We start from the raw sequence: 17967 nt of genomic DNA on the forward strand, positions 1-17967 counted from the left end.
GTCTTTAGGCTTCCTTGGCTGGCGCGACCCAGTTTTGCTGGGGAATCGGCAGCTCGCAGGAGTCGCCACGGCCCATCGGGAAATACTTGAAGCCTTTGCGCGCCAGGCGCTCGCCGTCGTACAGGTTGCGACCGTCGAAGATCACCGGGTTTTTCAGGCGGGCGTGGATCAGTTCGAAGTCCGGCGCCTTGAATTGCTGCCATTCGGTGCAGACGATCAACGCGTCGGCGCCGCTCAAGGCCGACTCCGGCGTGCCCAGCAGGGTCAGGCGCGACTCGTCACCGTAGATGCGCTGGGTTTCCTGCATGGCTTCGGGGTCGAACGCACGGACATTGGCGCCGGCCGCCCAGAGGGCTTCCATCAGCACGCGGCTTGGGGCATCGCGCATGTCATCGGTGTTGGGCTTGAACGCCAGGCCCCACAAGGCGAAGGTTTTGCCTTGCAGCTCGCCCTTGAAGTAAGCGTTGATGCGTTCGAACAGCTTGCTCTTCTGGCGCTGGTTGATCGCTTCAACGGCTTCGAGCAGGTCGCTGGAGCAGTTGGCTTCCTTGGCGCTGTGGATCAGGGCGCGCATGTCTTTAGGGAAGCACGAACCGCCGTAGCCGCAGCCTGGGTAGATAAAGTGGTAGCCGATGCGCGAATCGGCGCCGATGCCCAAACGCACGGCTTCGATGTCGGCGCCCAAGTGTTCGGCCAGCTCGGCGATCTGGTTGATGAAGCTGATCTTGGTGGCCAGCATGCAGTTGGCGGCGTACTTGGTCAGTTCGGCGCTGCGCAGGTCCATGAAGATGATGCGGTCATGGTTGCGGTTGAACGGCGCGTAGAGGTCGCGCATGACTTCACGCACTTCTTCGCGCTCGCAGCCGATGATGATGCGGTCCGGGCGGCGGCAGTCGGCAACGGCCGAGCCTTCCTTGAGAAATTCGGGGTTGGAGACGATATCGAACGCCAGGTGGCGACCGGCGATGTGCAGGTTTTTTTCGATATGGGCGCGCAGGGTATCGCCAGTGCCGACCGGCACGGTGGATTTTTCCACCAGGATCACCGGCTCCACGCGATGGCGGGACACGGCATCGCCCACCGACAGCACGTATTTGAGGTCGGCCGAACCGTCTTCGTCCGATGGCGTGCCCACGGCAATAAACAGTACTTCACCGTGTTCTACGGCGAGTTTTTCATCATAGGTAAAGTGCAGGCGCCCGCTTTCCAGGTTTTCCTTGACCATGGCCGCCAGGCCCGGCTCGAAAATGGTCACGTGGCCTTTTTGCAGCGACTCGACTTTGCTCTTGTCCACGTCCATGCAGATCACATCGTGACCGACTTCGGCCAATACGGTGGCCTGTACCAGACCGACGTAACCGCTACCAAATACACTGATTTTCATGGGGCATTCCTGGGGCTTGCAACGCTAGCACGACGAGAGTTAATAACCAGAACACCGAGAATGACCAAGGCCACCCCCAGGGTTTTTGAAAGCGAAAAATGTTCGTTGAACATCGGCAGGCTGGCCGCCAGCAGGTACACCAGCGCGTAGCTGATGCTCAGCAATGAATAGGCGCGGCCCAGGGGCAGGTGTTTGAGCGCGCCAAGCCAGCACAGCATCGACAGCGCATAGGCGATGATCGCCAGCACCACCACGCCCAGGGCGCCCATATCAATGGCGTTGCTGTTGAACGCATTCAACCATTCGGTCGGCAATGGCAGGCGCGTCATGCTCCAGCGCATGCCCAACTGGGCGGCGCTGACCAGGCCGACACTGCCCAAAGCCAGGGCAAACCCTTGCGCGCGGCTCATACGTGACGCCCCAGCAGTACTACGCCACCGATCACCAGGGCGACACCCAGCCAGTGACGGCCATCGATGTGTTCATGGAAGACAAACCGTGCCATCAGCGTGACCAGCACAAAATTGAGGCTGAGCATGGGGTAGGCGATGCCCACTTCCAGGCGCTGCAACACCAGCAGCCATACCAGCAGGCCAAGGCCCAGGCACACCAGCGCCGACCACAGCCACGGCGAGCGCAATTTGGGCGCCCAACCGTCGGGCTGGTCACGCCAGCTTTCCACCGCAAACTTTTGCGAAACCTGGCCCATGCAGGTGAGCAGACAGGCGCCCAACAGGAGAAGCAAAGTGATCATTGCGCAGCCTGTGGGAAAATCAGGATGACGATATTGCCTTGCTCATAGCGCTTGCCGTCTTGAGGCAGCAGGTTCACTTCGGCCACTTCATCGTCGCCCTTGACCCGCATGACCACACCAACCGAGCCTTTTTTACGCGCTTCGCTCATCCATTGTTGAACGTCAGCGGTGCCGACCTTGCGATAGGCGGTGTCCGGATAGGCAATGCCGTATTTCACCTCACCGATCGTGTTGTACAGTGCGACGTCCGGGCGACCCAGGCGCCATGACAGCGCCGATGCAGCGCCAAGGTCATTGCTGAGCAGGGCGGTGGTCGGTTGCAGTTCGGGCAAGTGGTCGATGATGAACTGGTCCGGGGTTTTGTTATAAACCACCGAATGGGGCAGGGCGGCGGGCACCAGGGCCACCAGCAACCAGCTGCCGATGACCGGCGCAGCCCACAGTTTCAATGGGCGCGCAGCTTGCAGCAGGTTGACCACGATCCAGCCGAACAGGAAGGTAAACACCAGCACCAGGCTGAAGGTTTCCTGACCCGGTTCATACACCGGCTTCTTCAATTGGAACCAACTGATGGCCAGCAACGCCACGACCCCAATAACCAGGTTCAACCAGCCATTGATGCGCAAGGCGCGGCCATGCCCCTTGGCCAGCTTGTCGCTGAGCGTAGAGCCCATCAACAACGCCAGGGGCAGCAGGCACGGCATGACGTAGGACGGCAGCTTGCCTTTGGCCAGGCTGAAGAACGCCAGGGGCATCAACAGCCACAGCAGCAGGAACGCAGTCTTGGGCAGGCGCTTTTCCAGCCAGGCCTGTTTGACCGTGGACGGCAGCAGGGCGATCCATGGCAACGAGAACGCGACCATCAGCGGCAGGTAGAACCAGAACGGCTCGGCATGCTGGGCGTCATCGCCAGCAAAGCGCTGGATGTGTTCGTGCCAGAAGAAGAAGTTCCAATAGTCCGGCTCTTGCAGGTGCACGGCGAGTGCCCAGGGCAGGCTGACGACAATGGCGACGACCACGGCAACCACGCCATAGCCCAGCAATTCACGAAAGCGTTTCTGCCAGATCGCGTAGGGCAGGGCGATCAGCACCGGCAGCAGCCAGGCCAGGAAGCCTTTGGTCATAAAGCCCATGCCGCAGGCAAAACCGAGCAAGGCCCAGGCCCCCAGGCGGCCGTTGCGCGTGGTGCTGTCGAAACAAAACCACAAGGCCACGCCCGTCAGGTTGACCCAGAAAGTGAATTGCGGGTCCAGGTTGGCGTAACCGCCGAGCAAGGCCACGCTGACAAAGCTCATGTACAGCACGCTGCTGACCAGGCTTTTTTGCGGGTCGTTCCACAACCGGCGCGAGACCAGATAGACCAGCAGGATGCTCAGCCCGGTGCTCAAGGCCGACGCAAAGCGCACGCCGAACAGGTTCTGCCCGAAAATCGCCTGGCCCAGCGCGATCATCCAGTAGCCCGCAGCGGGTTTCTCGAAGTAGCGGATGCCCATGAAGTGTGGCGAGGCCCACTTGCCGGTCAGCAGCATTTCCTGGCTGATCTGCGCATAGCGGGTTTCATCCGGGATCCACAGGCCATGGCTGGCCAGGGGCAACAGGTAAAACACGCCAAACGCCAACAGGAGCAGGGGCAATGCCCAGCGCCGGATCATGCCTTTTGCACTCCGAGCCAACCCTCACGGCCGCTGAGCGCGCCGCGCACCAGCTGTTGCTGGGGCAGGGTGGTCACATCCGCGGGCAACAAGTCGCCCAAGGGTTTGAAGTCGATGCCGCGCTGCCCGGCCTGGGCGAGCAGTTGGCGAAAATCGTCAGCCATCAGAATCCCTTCTACTTCTGCGTGGATCGTATAGACGTTCAGCTTCGACTCGGCGAACCGGTCAAGAATGAAGCCGTTGAAATCTTTGGCAGCCACTACCGGGCCGACGACTTCGTCGAAGGTCGGCAGGTCTACCGGAATTTGTGGGGTGCCCGCGCTGCCATCGGCCAGGGTCGGTCGAAACAGGCTGGTGCCCCGGCAATCGCTGTTATAGCGAAAGTTGAAACCTTGTTTGGCTTGCACCACGCGCTCATCGGCACGCCAGCCGGCGGCGGCTGAACAGTCGATGCGTTCACCCAGGATGTCGCTCAGGGTGTCCACGCCTCGACGGATCTGCTCGACCAGCTGTGCGTCGCTCCAGCGCCCGGTGTTGGCTTGCCAACCGTGATGGTCCCATGCGTGCAGGCCGACTTCATGGCCGGCAGCCTTGGCCTGGCGCATCAAGTGCCCCAGGTCACGGCCGATCGGCTTGCCTGGCCAGGCGGTGCCGGCCAGGAGAATATCTAGGCCATACAAACCGACGGCATTGGAACGCAGCATCTTCCACAGAAACTGCGGGCGGATCAGGCGCCACAAGTGGCGCCCCATGTTGTCCGGCCCGACACTGAAGAAGAACGTCGCCTTAACCCCGGCTTCATCCAGGGATTCAAGCAACCGCGGCACACCTTCACGGGTGCCACGATAGGTGTCGACGTCGATTCGCAAGCCTGCCTGCATTACTTCTTGTCCGCGATTTCGAGCATGGCTTCTTTCAAGAAGAAGTCCAACGTGTTGCCGATGGTTTCGCTCATCTCAACGGTCGGCTCCCAGTTCAGCAGGCGCTTGGCGTTTTCGATGCTTGGCTTGCGGTGTGCCACGTCCTGGTAACCGGTGCCGTAGAACGCCTTGCTTTCTACGTCGCGGAAACCGGCGAACGGAGGGAAGTTGCTGCGCAGCGGGTGAGCTTCGAACTGACGCAGCAGTTCTTCGCCCAGCTGACGGATGCTGGCTTCGTTTTCCGGGTTGCCGATGTTGATGATCTGGCCGTTGCAGACATCGTTGTCGTTATCAATGATGCGGGCCAGGGCTTCGATGCCGTCGGCGATGTCGGTGAAGCAACGCTTCTGCTCACCACCGTCGAACAGGCGGATTGGCGTACCTTCCACCAGGTTGAGGATCAACTGGGTGATGGCACGGGAGCTGCCGATACGCGCCGAATCCAGGCGGTCGAGGCGTGGGCCCATCCAGTTGAACGGACGGAACAGGGTGAAGTTCAGGCCCTTGTCGCCGTAGGCCCAGATCACGCGGTCCAGCAGTTGCTTGGAAACCGAGTAGATCCAGCGCTGCTTGTTGACCGGGCCGACCACCAGGTTGGAGGTGTCTTCGTCGAAGTACTGGTCCTGGCACATGCCATAGACTTCGGAGGTCGATGGGAAGATCACGCGCTTGTTGTACTTGACGCAGTAGCGAACCAGTTTCAGGTTTTCTTCGAAGTCGAGTTCGAATACGCGCAGCGGGTTACGGGTGTACTCGATTGGCGTAGCGATGGCCACCAGCGGCAGGACCACGTCGCACTTCTTGATGTGGTACTCGATCCACTCGGAGTGGATGCTGATGTCGCCTTCCACGTAGTGGAAGTTCGGGTGGCTGCGCAGGCGCTCGATGGCGTCGGAACCGATGTCCAGGCCGTAGATTTCGTAACGGTCGTCACGCAGCAGGCGCTCGGACAGGTGGTTACCGATAAAGCCGTTAACACCCAGGATCAGTACACGGGTGCGACGTGGCTTGCGGCCGGACTCGGCGCCGCGCAGTACGGAACCGTCGACCAGGCCCAGTTCGTCAGCCAGGGAAGGACCGGCCAGGTACAGGCCGTTTTCGTTGCGCTGGCCGAACTTGACCACCAGGGAATCTTCACCGCAGGCGATGCGCAGCGGGTTGACGCTGATCACACGGCCTGGGGCCAGGCCTTCGTTGCCCTTGACCACTTCAGCTTGCCAAACGATGAGTTTGTGCTCGCCGACAGCGCAGAATGCGCCCGGGTACGGTTGGGTCACGGCACGAACCAGGTTGAACAGCTCTTCAGCCGGCTTTTTCCAGTCCAGCTTGCCATCAGCCACGGTGCGGCGGCCGAAGTAGGTGGCCTGGCTTTCGTTCTGGGCGGTTTCGGCCAGTTTGCCTTGGGCCAGTTGTGGCAGGGCATCACGCAGCAGGTGGGTGGCCGCGTCACGCAGTTTGGCGTGCAGGGTCAGGCCGGTGTCGGTGCGGTCGATGATGACTTTTTGCTGGGCCAGGATCGCGCCGGCGTCGGCACGCTTGACCATGCGGTGCAGGGTCACGCCGGTTTCGGTTTCGCCGTTGACCAGCACCCAGTTGGCCGGAGCGCGGCCACGGTACTTAGGCAGCAAGGAACCGTGCAGGTTGAACGCGCCTTTCTTGGCGGTGGCCAGCAGGGCTTCGCTCAGCAGGTTGCGGTAGTAGAACGAGAAGATGAAATCCGGGTTCAGCTTGGCAATACGCTCGATCCACAGCGGGTGGTTGGCGTCTTCCGGTGCGTGCACCGGGATACCGTTACGGGCGCAGAGTTGGGCGACGGAGCCGTAGAAATTGTTTTCCTTGGGGTCGTCGGCATGGGTGAACACGGCAGCAATGTCGTAGCCGGCAGTCAGCAGGGCTTCAATACCTGCACAGCCAATATCGTGATAAGCGAAGACAACAGCTTTTGAATTCATGACGAAACCTGATCGGAAGGAGAAGTAGGAGAGTGGGAAGTTGCCAGGCCGTCGACGACGACGACCGGAGCCGGTTCTGCGGGTTGGTTACGCAGCACCTTTTCAATAAAGAACCGTGGACGGGCACGCACGTCACTGTACATGCGCCCCAGGTATTCACCCAAGAGGCCCATGCCGATGAATTGGCCGCCGGTGAACACAAACAGCACCGCGAACAGCACGAACATGCCTGAACCGGCCCATTCGGCGCCGAACACCAAGCGCAGGAACACCAGCGCAAAGGCAAACAGCATGCCCAGTGCCGCCAGGCTGAAGCCAACGATGCTCAGCAGGCGCAGCGGGGTGGTGGTCATGCAGGTGAGCAGGTCGAACATCAGGCTGATCAGGCGCATGGCGCTGTATTTGGACTCGCCATGCTCACGCTCGGCGTGGTGCACCAGGATCTCGGTGGTGTGGCGGGCAAAGCCGTTGGCCAGGATCGGGATGAAGGTGCTGCGCTCACGGCAGGCCAGCATCGCGTCGACGATGGTGCGGCGGTAAGCGCGCAGCATGCAGCCGTAGTCGGTCATGGCCACGCCGGTGGAGCGTTGCACGGCCAGGTTGATCAGGCGCGAAGGCCAGCGGCGGAAGGCCGAATCCTGGCGGTTGTTACGCACGGTGGCGACGACGTCGTAGCCCAGGGCGGCTTGCTCGACCAGGCGCGGGATTTCTTCGGGCGGGTTCTGCAGGTCGGCGTCGAGGGTGATGATCACCTCGCCACGGCATTGCTCGAAGCCGGCCATGATCGCCGCGTGCTGGCCGTAGTTGCGGTTGAGGATCACCGCCACGACGTTGCTGCCGTCTTCTGCGGCGGCGTCTTCCAGCAATTGGGCGGAATTGTCGCGGCTACCGTCATCCACCAGGATGATTTCGTATTCGTAAGCCAGTTGCTTGCAAGCTGCGGTGGTGCGACGCAGCAATTCAGGCAGGCTCTCTTGTTCGTTGTAGACCGGGATAACGATCGACACGCAATGAATAGGGTAGGGTTTCAAAGATTCATGACCTCGGGGCTAGAACAATTGGAGCGTGAAAACAGCAGTAATCCATCGATAAACAACGCCGAAAGATTAAACAACGTAGCGTGGGTATGCGGCATTCATTCGACTTTCCTGAGGACGGGCAACGGTTTCTTCCATGGGCTAGCAGATTAAAGACGAAAACTATTAAAGGTAAAGCGTAATCAACAGGTTAGTCGGGGAAGACGCGGTTCGTTCTCAAGTCCTGGGGCCAAGATTAAGCGGAAAATTGTTGAACGAATATGAAAGGCGGATGAAAAACTCGTTTATTTGACAGGTAGACAGGTAGGGTTCAGCTAAACCGCTGAGGCGCCTGGGGATTGGTTCTGCGGGCAAAACCCCGATGGATTCTGCAGCGTTGCGCTGCTGCGCAGGCTAATTCAACAAACTTCTCTGCATTGGCCCTCAAGTGCCGGTAAAGTAAGCCATCTCTTGCCAGGGTAGTCGGATGAATAGTGTGCGGATTTTGCGCGGCCAGTTGCGGCCTGCATTGATGGGCGTGTTGATGGCGGTGGCCTGTGTCACCACCGTTCGAGCCGACGATGGCGTGGCGCTTACCAGCGTCGAGCAGGTGCCGGACGGCGTGGAAGTGCGTGGCAAACAGGTCGCGGCCTATACCTGGGACGACCACCAGGGCAAGAACTTGCTGGTACTCGCCGAGCAGGTCAGTGAACGCGATGATGACGGCACCCAATCGGCATTTGTGTACGCGGCCCAGTATTTGCTCGGCGGCGAGCGTCCCAGGCGGGTCTGGATGCTCTATGACGATGTGCAGCATTGCGAATTCGACGCAGGGCTGCGTTTTGATATGGCGGCAACCAAGGTCACTGACCTTGCCGGCGATGGCATTACCCAGGCCACGGTGGGCTATTCGCGCACCTGCACCAGTGATGTCAGCCCGCGCGAGTTCAAGCTGATCATGCATGTGGGCAAGTCGCAGAAGTACCGTCTGCGCGGTGTCGATCGCGTCGGCGCAAGCTGGTGGGACGAGGATGCCGGTGCCCTGCGGGGTATGCCGCTGCCGACCGACTGCAGCGTTGCCGCGCAGCAGGCACTGGTCAGCCAGTACAAGGAGCAGGGCACCGAGCTGCCGCTGCCGGGCTGTTACGGCGATGAAAGCGACTTTGCCAAAGCGCCGGACAGCTACCTGGCGTTCATGCGTCAGCACTGGTTTGCACTAATGCAGAAACAGGACGCCGACTGGAGCCAATCCCAGGCGCAGCCTCAGGGTGAAAACCCGACCGAGGACGACGAATCGGCGCCGTGATTTTGTGCCAGGCCTGCTGCCGGGTTAGACTCGGCCTTCGCCAATTCACTAAATACCTCGATTAAACAATGGCTTGAACGAGGTATTTAATCCAAAGGCTGATCTACCTTGACTGAGTCTATCCGCAACCCACTGACCCTTTACCTCACCCGCTTGGCGCCCTCCAGCCAACTGACCATGCGCTACGTGCTGCAAGATGCCGCCGACCGCCTGGGCTACGAAGATATCAACCTGGAAGAGATCGACTGGCACCTGCTGCAACCCGAACAGGTGATTGCCCTGGTCGGCGCCTTGCGCGAGGACGGTTGTGCGCCGAACACATCATCGCTGTATGTGAATGCGGTCCGCGGGGTGATGAACGAGGCCTGGCGGATGAGCCTGATCAGCCAGGACCATCTGTTGAAAATGCGCTCGGTCAAGGCCACTCCGGGCACGCGGCTTAGCCAGGGGCGTAACCTGCGCCGCAGCCTGATCCGCGAAATGATGGAAGTCTGTGCCGCCGACCCACGCCCACAAGGCCTGCGGGATGCCGCCGTGATCGGCATTTTGTATGGTTCAGGCATGCGCAAGTCGGAGTCGGTGAATCTGGATCTGGCCCAGATCAATTTCGATGAACGCAGCTTGCGTGTGATTGGCAAAGGCAACAAAGAGCTGATCAAGTACGCCCCGGCCTGGGCGTTTGACAAGCTGCAGGCCTGGCTGGCGTTTCGCCGCGAGCAACTCAAGGACGGCGAGCAGGACGATAGTTTCCTGTTCAACCGTATCCGCCGTGGCAGCCATATCACCCGTGAACGCATCACCAAGCACGCGATTTACTACATCGCCCGTCAACGCGGTGAGCAGGTGGGCGTGAAGATCATGCCCCATGACTTTCGGCGCTCGTTTATCACGCGGGTGATTGAAGAACATGATCTATCGATTGCGCAGAAACTGGCGCATCACACCAATATCCAGACCACCGCCAGTTATGACGTGCGCGATGACAACGAGCGGCGGCGGGCGGTGGACCGGTTTGATTTGTAGTTCTGAAACATAGCAAAGATTTTGGAGCCCCTCTGTGGCGAGCAGGCTTGCCCTGCGTTGGACTGCGAAGCAGTCCCAGTAAAGGTACTGAATTTCTCCTGAAAGAACTCAGTCTCTGAGTTTGGGGCTGCTTCGCATCCCAACGCAGGGCAAGCCTGCTCGCCACAAGAGTGCCGTTGCCACACAGTCGCAACGAGTTAGAGAATCGGTTTGCCGCCAGTGACCGCGTAGCGCGAACCGGAGATATAGCTGGCTTCGTCCGAGGCCAGCAGCACATAGATCGGTGCCACCTCCACAGGCTGGCCTGGCCGGCCGAGCGGTGTTTCGCTGCCAAAGCTCTGCACATCCTTGTCGGGCATGGTCGCTACAATCAGCGGCGTCCAGATCGGCCCAGGTGCCACACTGTTGACGCGAATACCCTTGTCACCCAGCAACTGCGCCAGGCCACCGGTGAAGTTGGCGATCGCGCCTTTGGTGGCGGCGTAGGCCAGCAGGGTTGGCTTGGGCATATCGGAATTGACCGAACTGGTGTTGATGATCGAACTGCCGGCTTTCATATGCGGCAAGGCTGCCTTGCAGATGCGAAACATCGCGGTGATGTTGATATCGAAGGTCTTGACCCATTCTTCATCCTCGATTTCTTCAAAGGTTTCGTGGGTCATTTGAAATGCGGCGTTGTTGACCAGCACATCGATGCGACCAAACTGCTCGACGGTCTTGTCCACCAGCGCCTGGCAGTTGGTTTTTTGCGCGATATCGCCCGGCAACAACAGGCATTGACGGCCCGCTTCTTCGACCCAGCGTGCGGTTTCCTGGGCGTCTTCATGCTCATCCAGGTACGCGATGGCCACGTCGGCGCCTTCACGGGCGAAGGCGATGGCCACCGCACGGCCAATACCGCTGTCGGCGCCGGTGATCAGGGCGATCTTGTTGGCCAGCCGGCCGGAGCCTTTGTAGCTCTTCTCGCCGCAGTCGGGGTACGGGTCCATTTTCTTCTGGGTGCCTGGCACGGACTGGGCTTGAGGCGCGAAGGGTGGGCGAGGGTAGTCGGTCATGTCTAACTCCATAGATCGTCAAAGGTGCTATGGAGTTAGTTGTTTTGCCGCCCGCGATAGTTGTAATGGATGGGCCACGGCCCGACGAATGGTGTCAATCACGCGCCAAGTGAGCGGGCAAACGGCGCAAGGTCCACAAGGTCACCAGCATCGCCGCCACCGCGCACAGCGCAATGCCGACCAGCATGGGCGCAGGCGTATGGTCGGCAAACACGCCCACCAGCGTCATCGACACGGCCGCCGTGATCATCTGGATAGCCCCCAGCAGCGCCGACGCAGAACCTGCGACTGCGCCGTGATCCTCCATGGACAACACCCCGGCGGCCGGCAGCAGAAGGCCGAGGAAACCGAAACCGATAAACAGCAGCGCCATCATCAAGGCGAGGTTGTCGCTCCACAAGGTGGTGACGGCCAGCGCACTCATGACCACCGCCACACAGATCACCGACCCGCGAATCAGCGGCGCCAGGCCAAAACGCGCACTCAGGCGTGCGGTCAGCTGGCTCATGGCGAAGAACGACGCGGCGTTGACTGCAAAACACAGGCTGAATTGCGTGGGCGTGAGGCCGAAATACTCGATGTACACGAACGGCGCGCTGCCGATAAACACAAAGAACGTCGCCAGGCCAAACCCGCACACCACCGACAGGCCGGTGAATACCGGGTCGCGCAGCAAGGCGCCGTAGCTGCCGATCGCACTGCCCAGGGTCTTGCCCAGGCGGCGTTCGGCAGGATGGGTTTCGGGCAGTTGCACAAAGGTCATCACCAGGCACAACAGCGAAACCACCGCGAGCACCACGAACACTTCACGCCAACTCCAGAGTGAAATCACCACGCTGCCGGCCAGGGGCGCGAGGATCGGCGAAACACTCATCACCAGCATCAGCAAGGCCATCAGGCGCGCCGCTTCGTGGCCGGTGTACAGGTCACGCACCACCGCCCGCGGGATCACCATACCGGCGCAGGCGCCGAAGGCTTGCAGGGCGCGAAACCCAATCAGCACTTCAATCGTCGGCGCAAGCGCACAGCCGACGCTGGCCACCGCGAAAATCGCCAGGCCCGCGTAGATCGGGGGCTTGCGCCCGTACACATCACTGATAGGCCCGTAGAACAACTGGCACACGCCAATGATCATGAAGAACACCGTCAGGCTCATCTGCACGGCCGCCGGCGACGCCTGCAGGCTGGCACCCAGGGTGGGCAGTGCAGGCAGATAGCTGTCAATGGCGAACGGGCCAATGGCGGTGATCAACCCCAGCAACAAGGCGAGGTGGGCAATACTTCGAGACATGGGGGTTCCGGGTGTAAGCAAAAGATCGGCCAGCTTAGTGAGCTGTACCTGGGCACACAAGGTGATGCTTACACAGACGCTACATTTTCCTGCGGCTTGGCGGATCTTCATAAAATAAAGATTGAATAATCACACTTAATGTTATTTAAATAACAAAACAAGAGCGCTACGACCTGCCTGGTCGTGCCGCAACAAGGTGAGATAGCAATGGGCAAGATCGCAGTCATCGGCAGCAATATGGTGGATTTGATTACTTACATCGACCGCATGCCGGACCAGGGCGAAACCCTGGAAGCGCCGGGCTTTGCCCTGGGGTGTGGCGGCAAAGGCGCCAACCAGGCGGTGGCGGCGGCCAAGCTTGGTGCGGATGTGCTGATGCTGAGTAAAGTCGGTGACGACATGTTTGCCGACAACACCCTGGCCAACTTCCAGCGGTTTGGTATCGACACCCGCTACGTCCAACGGGTGCGGGGCGTTTCCAGTGGCGTGGCGCCGATTTTCGTGCGCGCCGATTCCCATAACAGCATTTTGATCGTCAAAGGCGCCAATGCGCATTTGTTGCCGGCGGACATCGAGGCAGCGGCTGCCGACCTGCGTGAATGCACGCTGATCGTGCTGCAACTGGAGATCAACCTGGACACGGTCTACTACGCCATCGAATTCGCCCGTCGCCATGGCATTGCAGTGCTGCTTAATCCGGCGCCAGCCCTGGCCAACTTGAGCGCTGAACATCTGGCGCAGCTGGATTTCCTGATTCCCAACGAATCGGAGCTGGCGTTGATCACCGGCCGGTTCGTGGATTCGCCGGACTCGGCCCGCAGCGCCGCACAGTCACTGGTCGCCAGCGGCATTCGCCACGTGATCGTCACCCTCGGCGAGCACGGCGCGCTGTACGTGGGCGCGGAGGGCGAGTTCCAGGTGCCTGGCCAGCGGGTAGTTGCCCGTGACACCACCGGCGCCGGTGACGCCTTTATCGGTTGTTTCATCCAGCACTGGAGCCGCGACGGCGCTATTCGCCAGGCCATGGAGCAGGCAGTGGCGTATTCGGCCTGTTCGGTCACAGCGCTGGGTACGCAGACCTCCTATCCCGACGCCGAAGCGTTCGCCCGTTTCCAGCAACAGCGCTAAGACCCTCAACCCAGCCGGAGAACAATAATGAACAAACCTGCGCTGCAACAGACACCCGATGGCTTCTATCTGAACCGCACACCCTGGTTCGCGTTTATCCTGCTGTGCAGCATCTTTGCGCTGTGGGCCGCAGCGGCGAGCATGAACGACGTGTTGATCGCGCACTTCAAGAAAGCCTTTTTGCTCAGCGATTTCCAGACCGCCTTTGTGCAGTCGGCGTTTTACCTGGGGTACTTTTTCGTGGCGATTCCGGCCGCGATGGTGGTGCGCCGCTTGAGCTACAAAAGCACGATTCTGATCGGCCTGCTGCTGTACATGCTGGGCTGCCTGCTGTTCTTCCCAGCCGCGTCCACCGCCAAATACGGCATGTTCCTGCTGGCCCTGTTTGTGATCGCGGCGGGCCTGTCGTTCCTGGAAACCGCGTGCAACACCTATTCAACCCTGATGGGCCCACGGGAAACCGGGACGCGGCGCTTGAACATCTCGCAAACTTTTCACCCGTTTGGCGCCATGGCCGGGGTGTACGTGGGCAGCTTTGTGATGTTCAAGGACACCGATGCCACCACCGAGCAACTGACGCAAATGAGCGCCTCCGAGGCGGCGGTGCAGCAGTTGCAGATGATCCAGTCCACGCTGTTGCCCTACAAGTGGATGATCGCCGTACTGGTGCTGATGTTTATCCTGATCGCCATTACCAGGTTCCCGGCCTGCAAGGGCAATAAGCCCGTCGACAATAAATCCGGCAGCCTGCGCCAAAGCCTGGGCCGACTGTGGCGCAACCCGCGCTTTACCTTTGGTGTACTCGCGCAGTTTCTGTATGTGGGCGCGCAGGTCGGTGTGTGGAGTTTCACCATTCGCCTGGCCATGCAAATGGGCGGCATGAATGAGCGCAGCGCTTCGTGGTTCCTGTTGACGACCTTTGCCGCCTACTTTGTCGGCAAGATGATCGCCAACCTGCTGATGCGCCGCCTGCACCCGGCCCGGGTATTGGCGATATACGGCGTGCTGTGCATTGTGCTGCTGGCTTATACCATCCTGGTGCCGAATATTTCCGCAGTGTATGCGGCAGTTGGCGTGAGCATTTTTCTTGGCCCGTGCTGGCCGACCATCTACGGCCTGACCATCGATGGCCTGGGTGAAGACACCGGTGTCGGCGGTTCACTGCTGGTGATGAGCATTGTCGGTGGCGGGGTGATTCCGATCTTCCAGGGCCTGTTGTCCGACGCCAGCGGTGGCAACATGCAGTTGGCCTACAGCGTGCCGTTGCTGTGCTTTATCGTGATCGTGATGTATGCGCTCAAGTGCATGCGCCAATCGGACAGCGTGCCGTCGGGTGCAGCGGCGGTGGCCTCATGAACGCGCGTATCCCGCTGTATCCGGTGCTGTTCAGCGAGCAGGAAAAGGTCCTGCTGCAATCCGACGACTTCAAGGTCAGCGCCTGGGTTTACCCGTCCGGCGTGCTGGCCGTGAGCCTGGAGAACAGCCGTGGACGCCTGGTGGTGTTGCCTTATCAGGGGCAGATGATCTGGTCAGCCGTGTTCGACGGCTGCGACCTGACCATGACCCATCTCTTCGAGCAGCCAAGGCCCAGCCCGACGATAATCGACACTTACGGCTGCTTCATGTTTCACAGTGGCTTGCTGCGCAACGGCTGCCCGGCGCCGGATGACACCCATGCCTTGCACGGCGAAATGCCCTGCGCGCCGATGGACACGGCCTGGCTGGAAACAGGCGAGGGCGTCGTGCGCCTGGGTGGCACCTACCAATATGCCAAGGGCTTTGGCGATCGCTACAGGGCAACCCCAAGCGTGACTCTACGCGCCGATTCGGCGCTGTTCGATATCGACCTGGACGTCACCAATCTGGCCGGCAAGCCCATGGAACTGATGTATATGGCCCACATGAATTACGCCTATGTGGCCGGCGCGCAGTTTGTCGAGCCGCTGGGCATGCAGCGCCTGCGCCTGCGCACCAGCGTGCCGGACCACGTCAAGCCCACGCCGGACTGGAGCGCCTATATGGCGCAACTGGCCGAGCATCCGGCGCAGTTGGCGTGTCTCGACACACCGGCGTTGTACGACCCTGAAATCGTGTTTTTCTTCGACGACGTGGGTGCAGATGCGACTGGCCATGCGCATTTTCTGCTGGACCACCCGAATGGTGCGGCGTTTTATACCCGTTATCGCCCCAAGGAGTTCGAGCACGCCGCACGTTGGATCCTGCACTCACCGGACCAGCAAGTGGCGGCGTTCGTACTGCCGTCAACCTGTGAACCCGAAGGTTATAACGCCGAAAAAGCCAAAGGCCACGTGCGGGTGCTGGCGGCCGGGGCCAGCGCTTCGTTCAGCGTCACCACCGGCTATTTGAATGCGCGGGAGCGCCAGATGTTGTTGGGTTAAACCAGCAGTTGCGCGCCGCTGGCCTGGATGGCGTCTTTGTAGGCCTGGGGGATTTTCTTGTCGCTGACCACGTAATGAAAGTCTGCAAGGCTGGCGAAGTGCGCCGTGCGCACCGTGTCGAACTTGCTGAAGTCCGCCAGCAACAAGCGCTGCTGGGCTTGGCGCAGGACCTTTTGCTTGACCTCGACTTCATTGAAATTGAAGCAGGTCACGCCAAATTCCTGGCTGACGCCCGCCGCCGTCACAAACGCCCACGTGAGGCGCACGCTGTCGAGAATGCTGCTTTCGGCGCCGCTTTCAAACACCTGGTTCTTGCGGTGAAAGGTGCCACCGCACAGCACGATATGGCAGTTGGGCTTGTTCTGCAGCTTGAGCAACACGTTCAACGAGCTGCACACCGCGGTGAATTCCAGCTCGTCGGGGATGAAATCAATCACAAACGGCGAGGTGGTGCCGCAGTCGAAAAATACCGTGTCACCGGGCTGTATCAACCGCGCAGCGAGTTTGCCGATGCGGCGTTTTTCTTCGACGTGACGCGTGCCTTGGTCAGCGACCCGGTAATCGCCAGCCTCACTGCCGACCCGTGTGATGTAGCCACCGAGCAGGCGCAAATGCTCGCTGAAGTGGCTGAGGTCGCGGCGCAGGGTCATCTCGGAAACATCCAGCAGCGCCGCCATTTCCCGCAGGTGAATGGCGCTCTGGTCCTGCAGGGCTTGCTGGATAAGCTTGAGTCGCTCGGCTTTTTTACTGTCCACGGGCATTCCAGGGCTTGATTGTTTGTGTTAACTAAGTAACATTAATTGTGAATATTGTAACGCTTAATGTGAGCGCCGCAACACGCGGTACACCACCATTGGCAACATACAGGCAAGGGCACGTTATATGAATACGCTTCAACCCGCAGCATTGGCCAAGTACATCGATCACACCTTGCTGGCCCCCGATGCTACCCGTGAACAGATTCGCACCCTGTGCGAGGAAGCGCAGGCGCACGGCTTTTATTCCGTGTGCCTGAACTCGGGGCAGGTGCCTTACGCCGCGTCCTGCCTGAGCGATGATCGCGTGGTGATCTGTGCGGTGGTGGGCTTCCCACTGGGCGCCGGCCTGAGCGACACCAAGGCCTTCGAAGCCGAACGGGCGATAGCCGCCGGGGCAGGGGAGATCGACATGGTGCTTAATATCGGTTGGCTGAAGGAAGGGCTGCTTGAGGCCGTGCGTGAAGACATTGCCCTGGTGCATAAAGCCTGCGGCGCCGTGCCGTTGAAGGTGATCCTGGAAACCTGCCTGCTCAGCGACGAACAGAAGGTCCAGGCCTGCGAAATCTGCCGGGATTTGGGCGTGGCATTCGTCAAGACGTCCACGGGGTTCAGCCGCAGTGGCGCCACGCTTGAAGACGTGGCCTTGATGCGCAAGACAGTAGGCGCTGGGGTTGGGGTCAAGGCGTCCGGCGGCGTACGTGATTATGCGACGGCGGTGAAGATGATTGAGGCCGGGGCTACGCGCTTGGGCAGCAGCTCGGGGGTTGCGATTGTGGGTGGGGAAATGGCGGCGGTGGGTGGTTATTGAAACGATGCTTATATAACTCAACTAAATAGATATTTAGTTGAGTTATATTTAATCGTTATTATAAAGAGGAGGGTAGTTCAACTGATGAACTAGAGGCCATTATCAATCACTAGTATAAGAACTGCCTCTAGCGAAACCGATTTTTTTCTGAAAGGACATCAGATTCATTTGAGAAAGCATATTAAGGCTGCCGCATTACTATTGGCGCACTGTCAGTGCCTGTCGGCGCAGTCATGACCAGCGAAACATTGCCCAGCAGCACAGCTCACTATGAAAAAACAGATCTGTACGGCGTCTGGTACATCAACCTCAATGAGGCAAACTCCAAAGGTGTGGCGTTACTGGTCCTGGATCAAGATGGCACAGCAACGAACGGTCCCTTCAAAGCCATCAATAAACCTCAGCAATAAGGCTAGGGAGTTTTCGTTATAAGCTGGAGGAATATAGCGATTCGTTTGCTCGTATATTATTGAGGACTTTAAAAAACTAGTACTTCTAACAGGTGTAAATTTGCTTGAGAA

At 59.7% G+C, this 17967-nt stretch carries 17 protein-coding genes; 7 read left to right on the forward strand and 10 right to left on the reverse strand.

From position 1 onward, the window contains the following. Positions 1-4 precede the first annotated feature (4 nt). The 7 genes from ASE80_RS17355 to arnC are packed head-to-tail and all read right to left on the reverse strand — an operon-like array spanning position 5 to position 7693. The gene (locus ASE80_RS17355; protein WP_056860012.1) at positions 5-1384 is read right to left on the reverse strand and encodes a UDP-glucose dehydrogenase family protein; all 1380 of its coding nucleotides are present in this window, start codon (positions 1382-1384) and stop codon (positions 5-7) included. Beyond that, the gene (gene arnF / locus ASE80_RS17360; protein WP_056860013.1) at positions 1381-1794 is read right to left on the reverse strand and encodes a 4-amino-4-deoxy-L-arabinose-phosphoundecaprenol flippase subunit ArnF; all 414 of its coding nucleotides are present in this window, start codon (positions 1792-1794) and stop codon (positions 1381-1383) included. Before arnF ends, ASE80_RS17355 begins: the two co-directional genes overlap by 4 nt. After that, a complete protein-coding gene (arnE, locus tag ASE80_RS17365; RefSeq protein WP_056860014.1) occupies positions 1791-2138 on the reverse strand; it encodes a 4-amino-4-deoxy-L-arabinose-phosphoundecaprenol flippase subunit ArnE in 348 nt (115 codons plus the stop codon). The genes arnF and arnE overlap by 4 nt, the downstream gene beginning before the upstream one ends. Beyond that, entirely contained in the window at positions 2135-3790 is a 1656-nt protein-coding gene (arnT, locus tag ASE80_RS17370; protein ID WP_056860015.1) for a lipid IV(A) 4-amino-4-deoxy-L-arabinosyltransferase, read from the reverse strand. Before arnT ends, arnE begins: the two co-directional genes overlap by 4 nt. Next, positions 3787-4671, reverse strand: coding sequence for a 4-deoxy-4-formamido-L-arabinose-phosphoundecaprenol deformylase (gene arnD / locus ASE80_RS17375; RefSeq protein WP_056860016.1), 885 nt, complete (start codon positions 4669-4671; stop codon positions 3787-3789). Before arnD ends, arnT begins: the two co-directional genes overlap by 4 nt. Continuing rightward, a complete protein-coding gene (arnA, locus tag ASE80_RS17380; protein ID WP_056860017.1) occupies positions 4671-6662 on the reverse strand; it encodes a bifunctional UDP-4-amino-4-deoxy-L-arabinose formyltransferase/UDP-glucuronic acid oxidase ArnA in 1992 nt (663 codons plus the stop codon). Before arnA ends, arnD begins: the two co-directional genes overlap by 1 nt. Then, the gene (gene arnC, locus ASE80_RS17385; RefSeq protein WP_056860018.1) at positions 6659-7693 is read right to left on the reverse strand and encodes an undecaprenyl-phosphate 4-deoxy-4-formamido-L-arabinose transferase; all 1035 of its coding nucleotides are present in this window, start codon (positions 7691-7693) and stop codon (positions 6659-6661) included. The genes arnA and arnC overlap by 4 nt, the downstream gene beginning before the upstream one ends. A gap of 472 nt (positions 7694-8165) precedes the next feature. Here arnC and ASE80_RS17390 point away from each other — a divergent pair, with 472 nt between their 5' ends. Both ASE80_RS17390 and ASE80_RS17395 read left to right on the forward strand, forming a co-directional pair. Continuing rightward, the gene (locus ASE80_RS17390; RefSeq protein WP_056860019.1) at positions 8166-8984 is read left to right on the forward strand and encodes a M949_RS01915 family surface polysaccharide biosynthesis protein; all 819 of its coding nucleotides are present in this window, start codon (positions 8166-8168) and stop codon (positions 8982-8984) included. 108 nt (positions 8985-9092) lie between these two features. Continuing rightward, positions 9093-10007, forward strand: a complete 915-nt coding sequence (locus ASE80_RS17395; protein ID WP_056860020.1) for a site-specific integrase — start codon at positions 9093-9095, stop codon at positions 10005-10007. A 197-nt stretch (positions 10008-10204) separates the two neighbouring features. On the opposite strand, the gene ASE80_RS17400 is transcribed toward ASE80_RS17395, so the two are convergent. After that, entirely contained in the window at positions 10205-11062 is an 858-nt protein-coding gene (locus tag ASE80_RS17400) for an SDR family oxidoreductase (RefSeq protein ID WP_056860021.1), read from the reverse strand. A gap of 94 nt (positions 11063-11156) precedes the next feature. Then, entirely contained in the window at positions 11157-12353 is a 1197-nt protein-coding gene (locus ASE80_RS17405) for a multidrug effflux MFS transporter (protein WP_056860022.1), read from the reverse strand. 207 nt (positions 12354-12560) lie between these two features. On the opposite strand from ASE80_RS17405, the gene rbsK reads away from it, so the two are divergent. Genes rbsK through ASE80_RS17420 form a run of 3 tightly spaced genes read left to right on the forward strand, consistent with a single transcriptional unit; the run spans position 12561 to position 15880 of the window. Beyond that, positions 12561-13481 (forward strand): ribokinase, encoded by a 921-nt coding sequence (gene rbsK / locus ASE80_RS17410; RefSeq protein ID WP_056860023.1) that lies wholly within the window; start codon positions 12561-12563, stop codon positions 13479-13481. A 27-nt stretch (positions 13482-13508) separates the two neighbouring features. Continuing rightward, positions 13509-14837 (forward strand): L-fucose:H+ symporter permease, encoded by a 1329-nt coding sequence (fucP, locus tag ASE80_RS17415; RefSeq protein ID WP_017135709.1) that lies wholly within the window; start codon positions 13509-13511, stop codon positions 14835-14837. Further along, complete coding sequence (locus ASE80_RS17420) at positions 14834-15880, forward strand: aldose 1-epimerase family protein (RefSeq protein ID WP_056860024.1); 1047 nt, start codon at positions 14834-14836, stop codon at positions 15878-15880. Before fucP ends, ASE80_RS17420 begins: the two co-directional genes overlap by 4 nt. Here ASE80_RS17420 and deoR read toward each other — a convergent pair. Continuing rightward, positions 15877-16635, reverse strand: a complete 759-nt coding sequence (deoR, locus tag ASE80_RS17425; RefSeq protein WP_056860025.1) for a DNA-binding transcriptional repressor DeoR — start codon at positions 16633-16635, stop codon at positions 15877-15879. The genes ASE80_RS17420 and deoR overlap by 4 nt on opposite strands. A 127-nt stretch (positions 16636-16762) precedes the next feature. Here deoR and deoC point away from each other — a divergent pair, with 127 nt between their 5' ends. Both deoC and ASE80_RS30810 read left to right on the forward strand, forming a co-directional pair. After that, positions 16763-17446 (forward strand): deoxyribose-phosphate aldolase, encoded by a 684-nt coding sequence (gene deoC, locus ASE80_RS17430; protein WP_056860026.1) that lies wholly within the window; start codon positions 16763-16765, stop codon positions 17444-17446. Positions 17447-17679: 233 nt separating this feature from the next. After that, positions 17680-17856 carry a hypothetical protein gene (locus tag ASE80_RS30810; RefSeq protein ID WP_156376418.1) on the forward strand — a complete coding sequence of 59 codons (177 nt, stop codon included), beginning with the start codon at positions 17680-17682 and terminating at the stop codon, positions 17854-17856. Positions 17857-17967 lie beyond the last annotated feature (111 nt).

Origin of the sequence: Pseudomonas sp. Leaf15, from assembly GCF_001421425.1 — a bacterium.
Lineage (GTDB): Bacteria > Pseudomonadota > Gammaproteobacteria > Pseudomonadales > Pseudomonadaceae > Aquipseudomonas > Aquipseudomonas salomonii.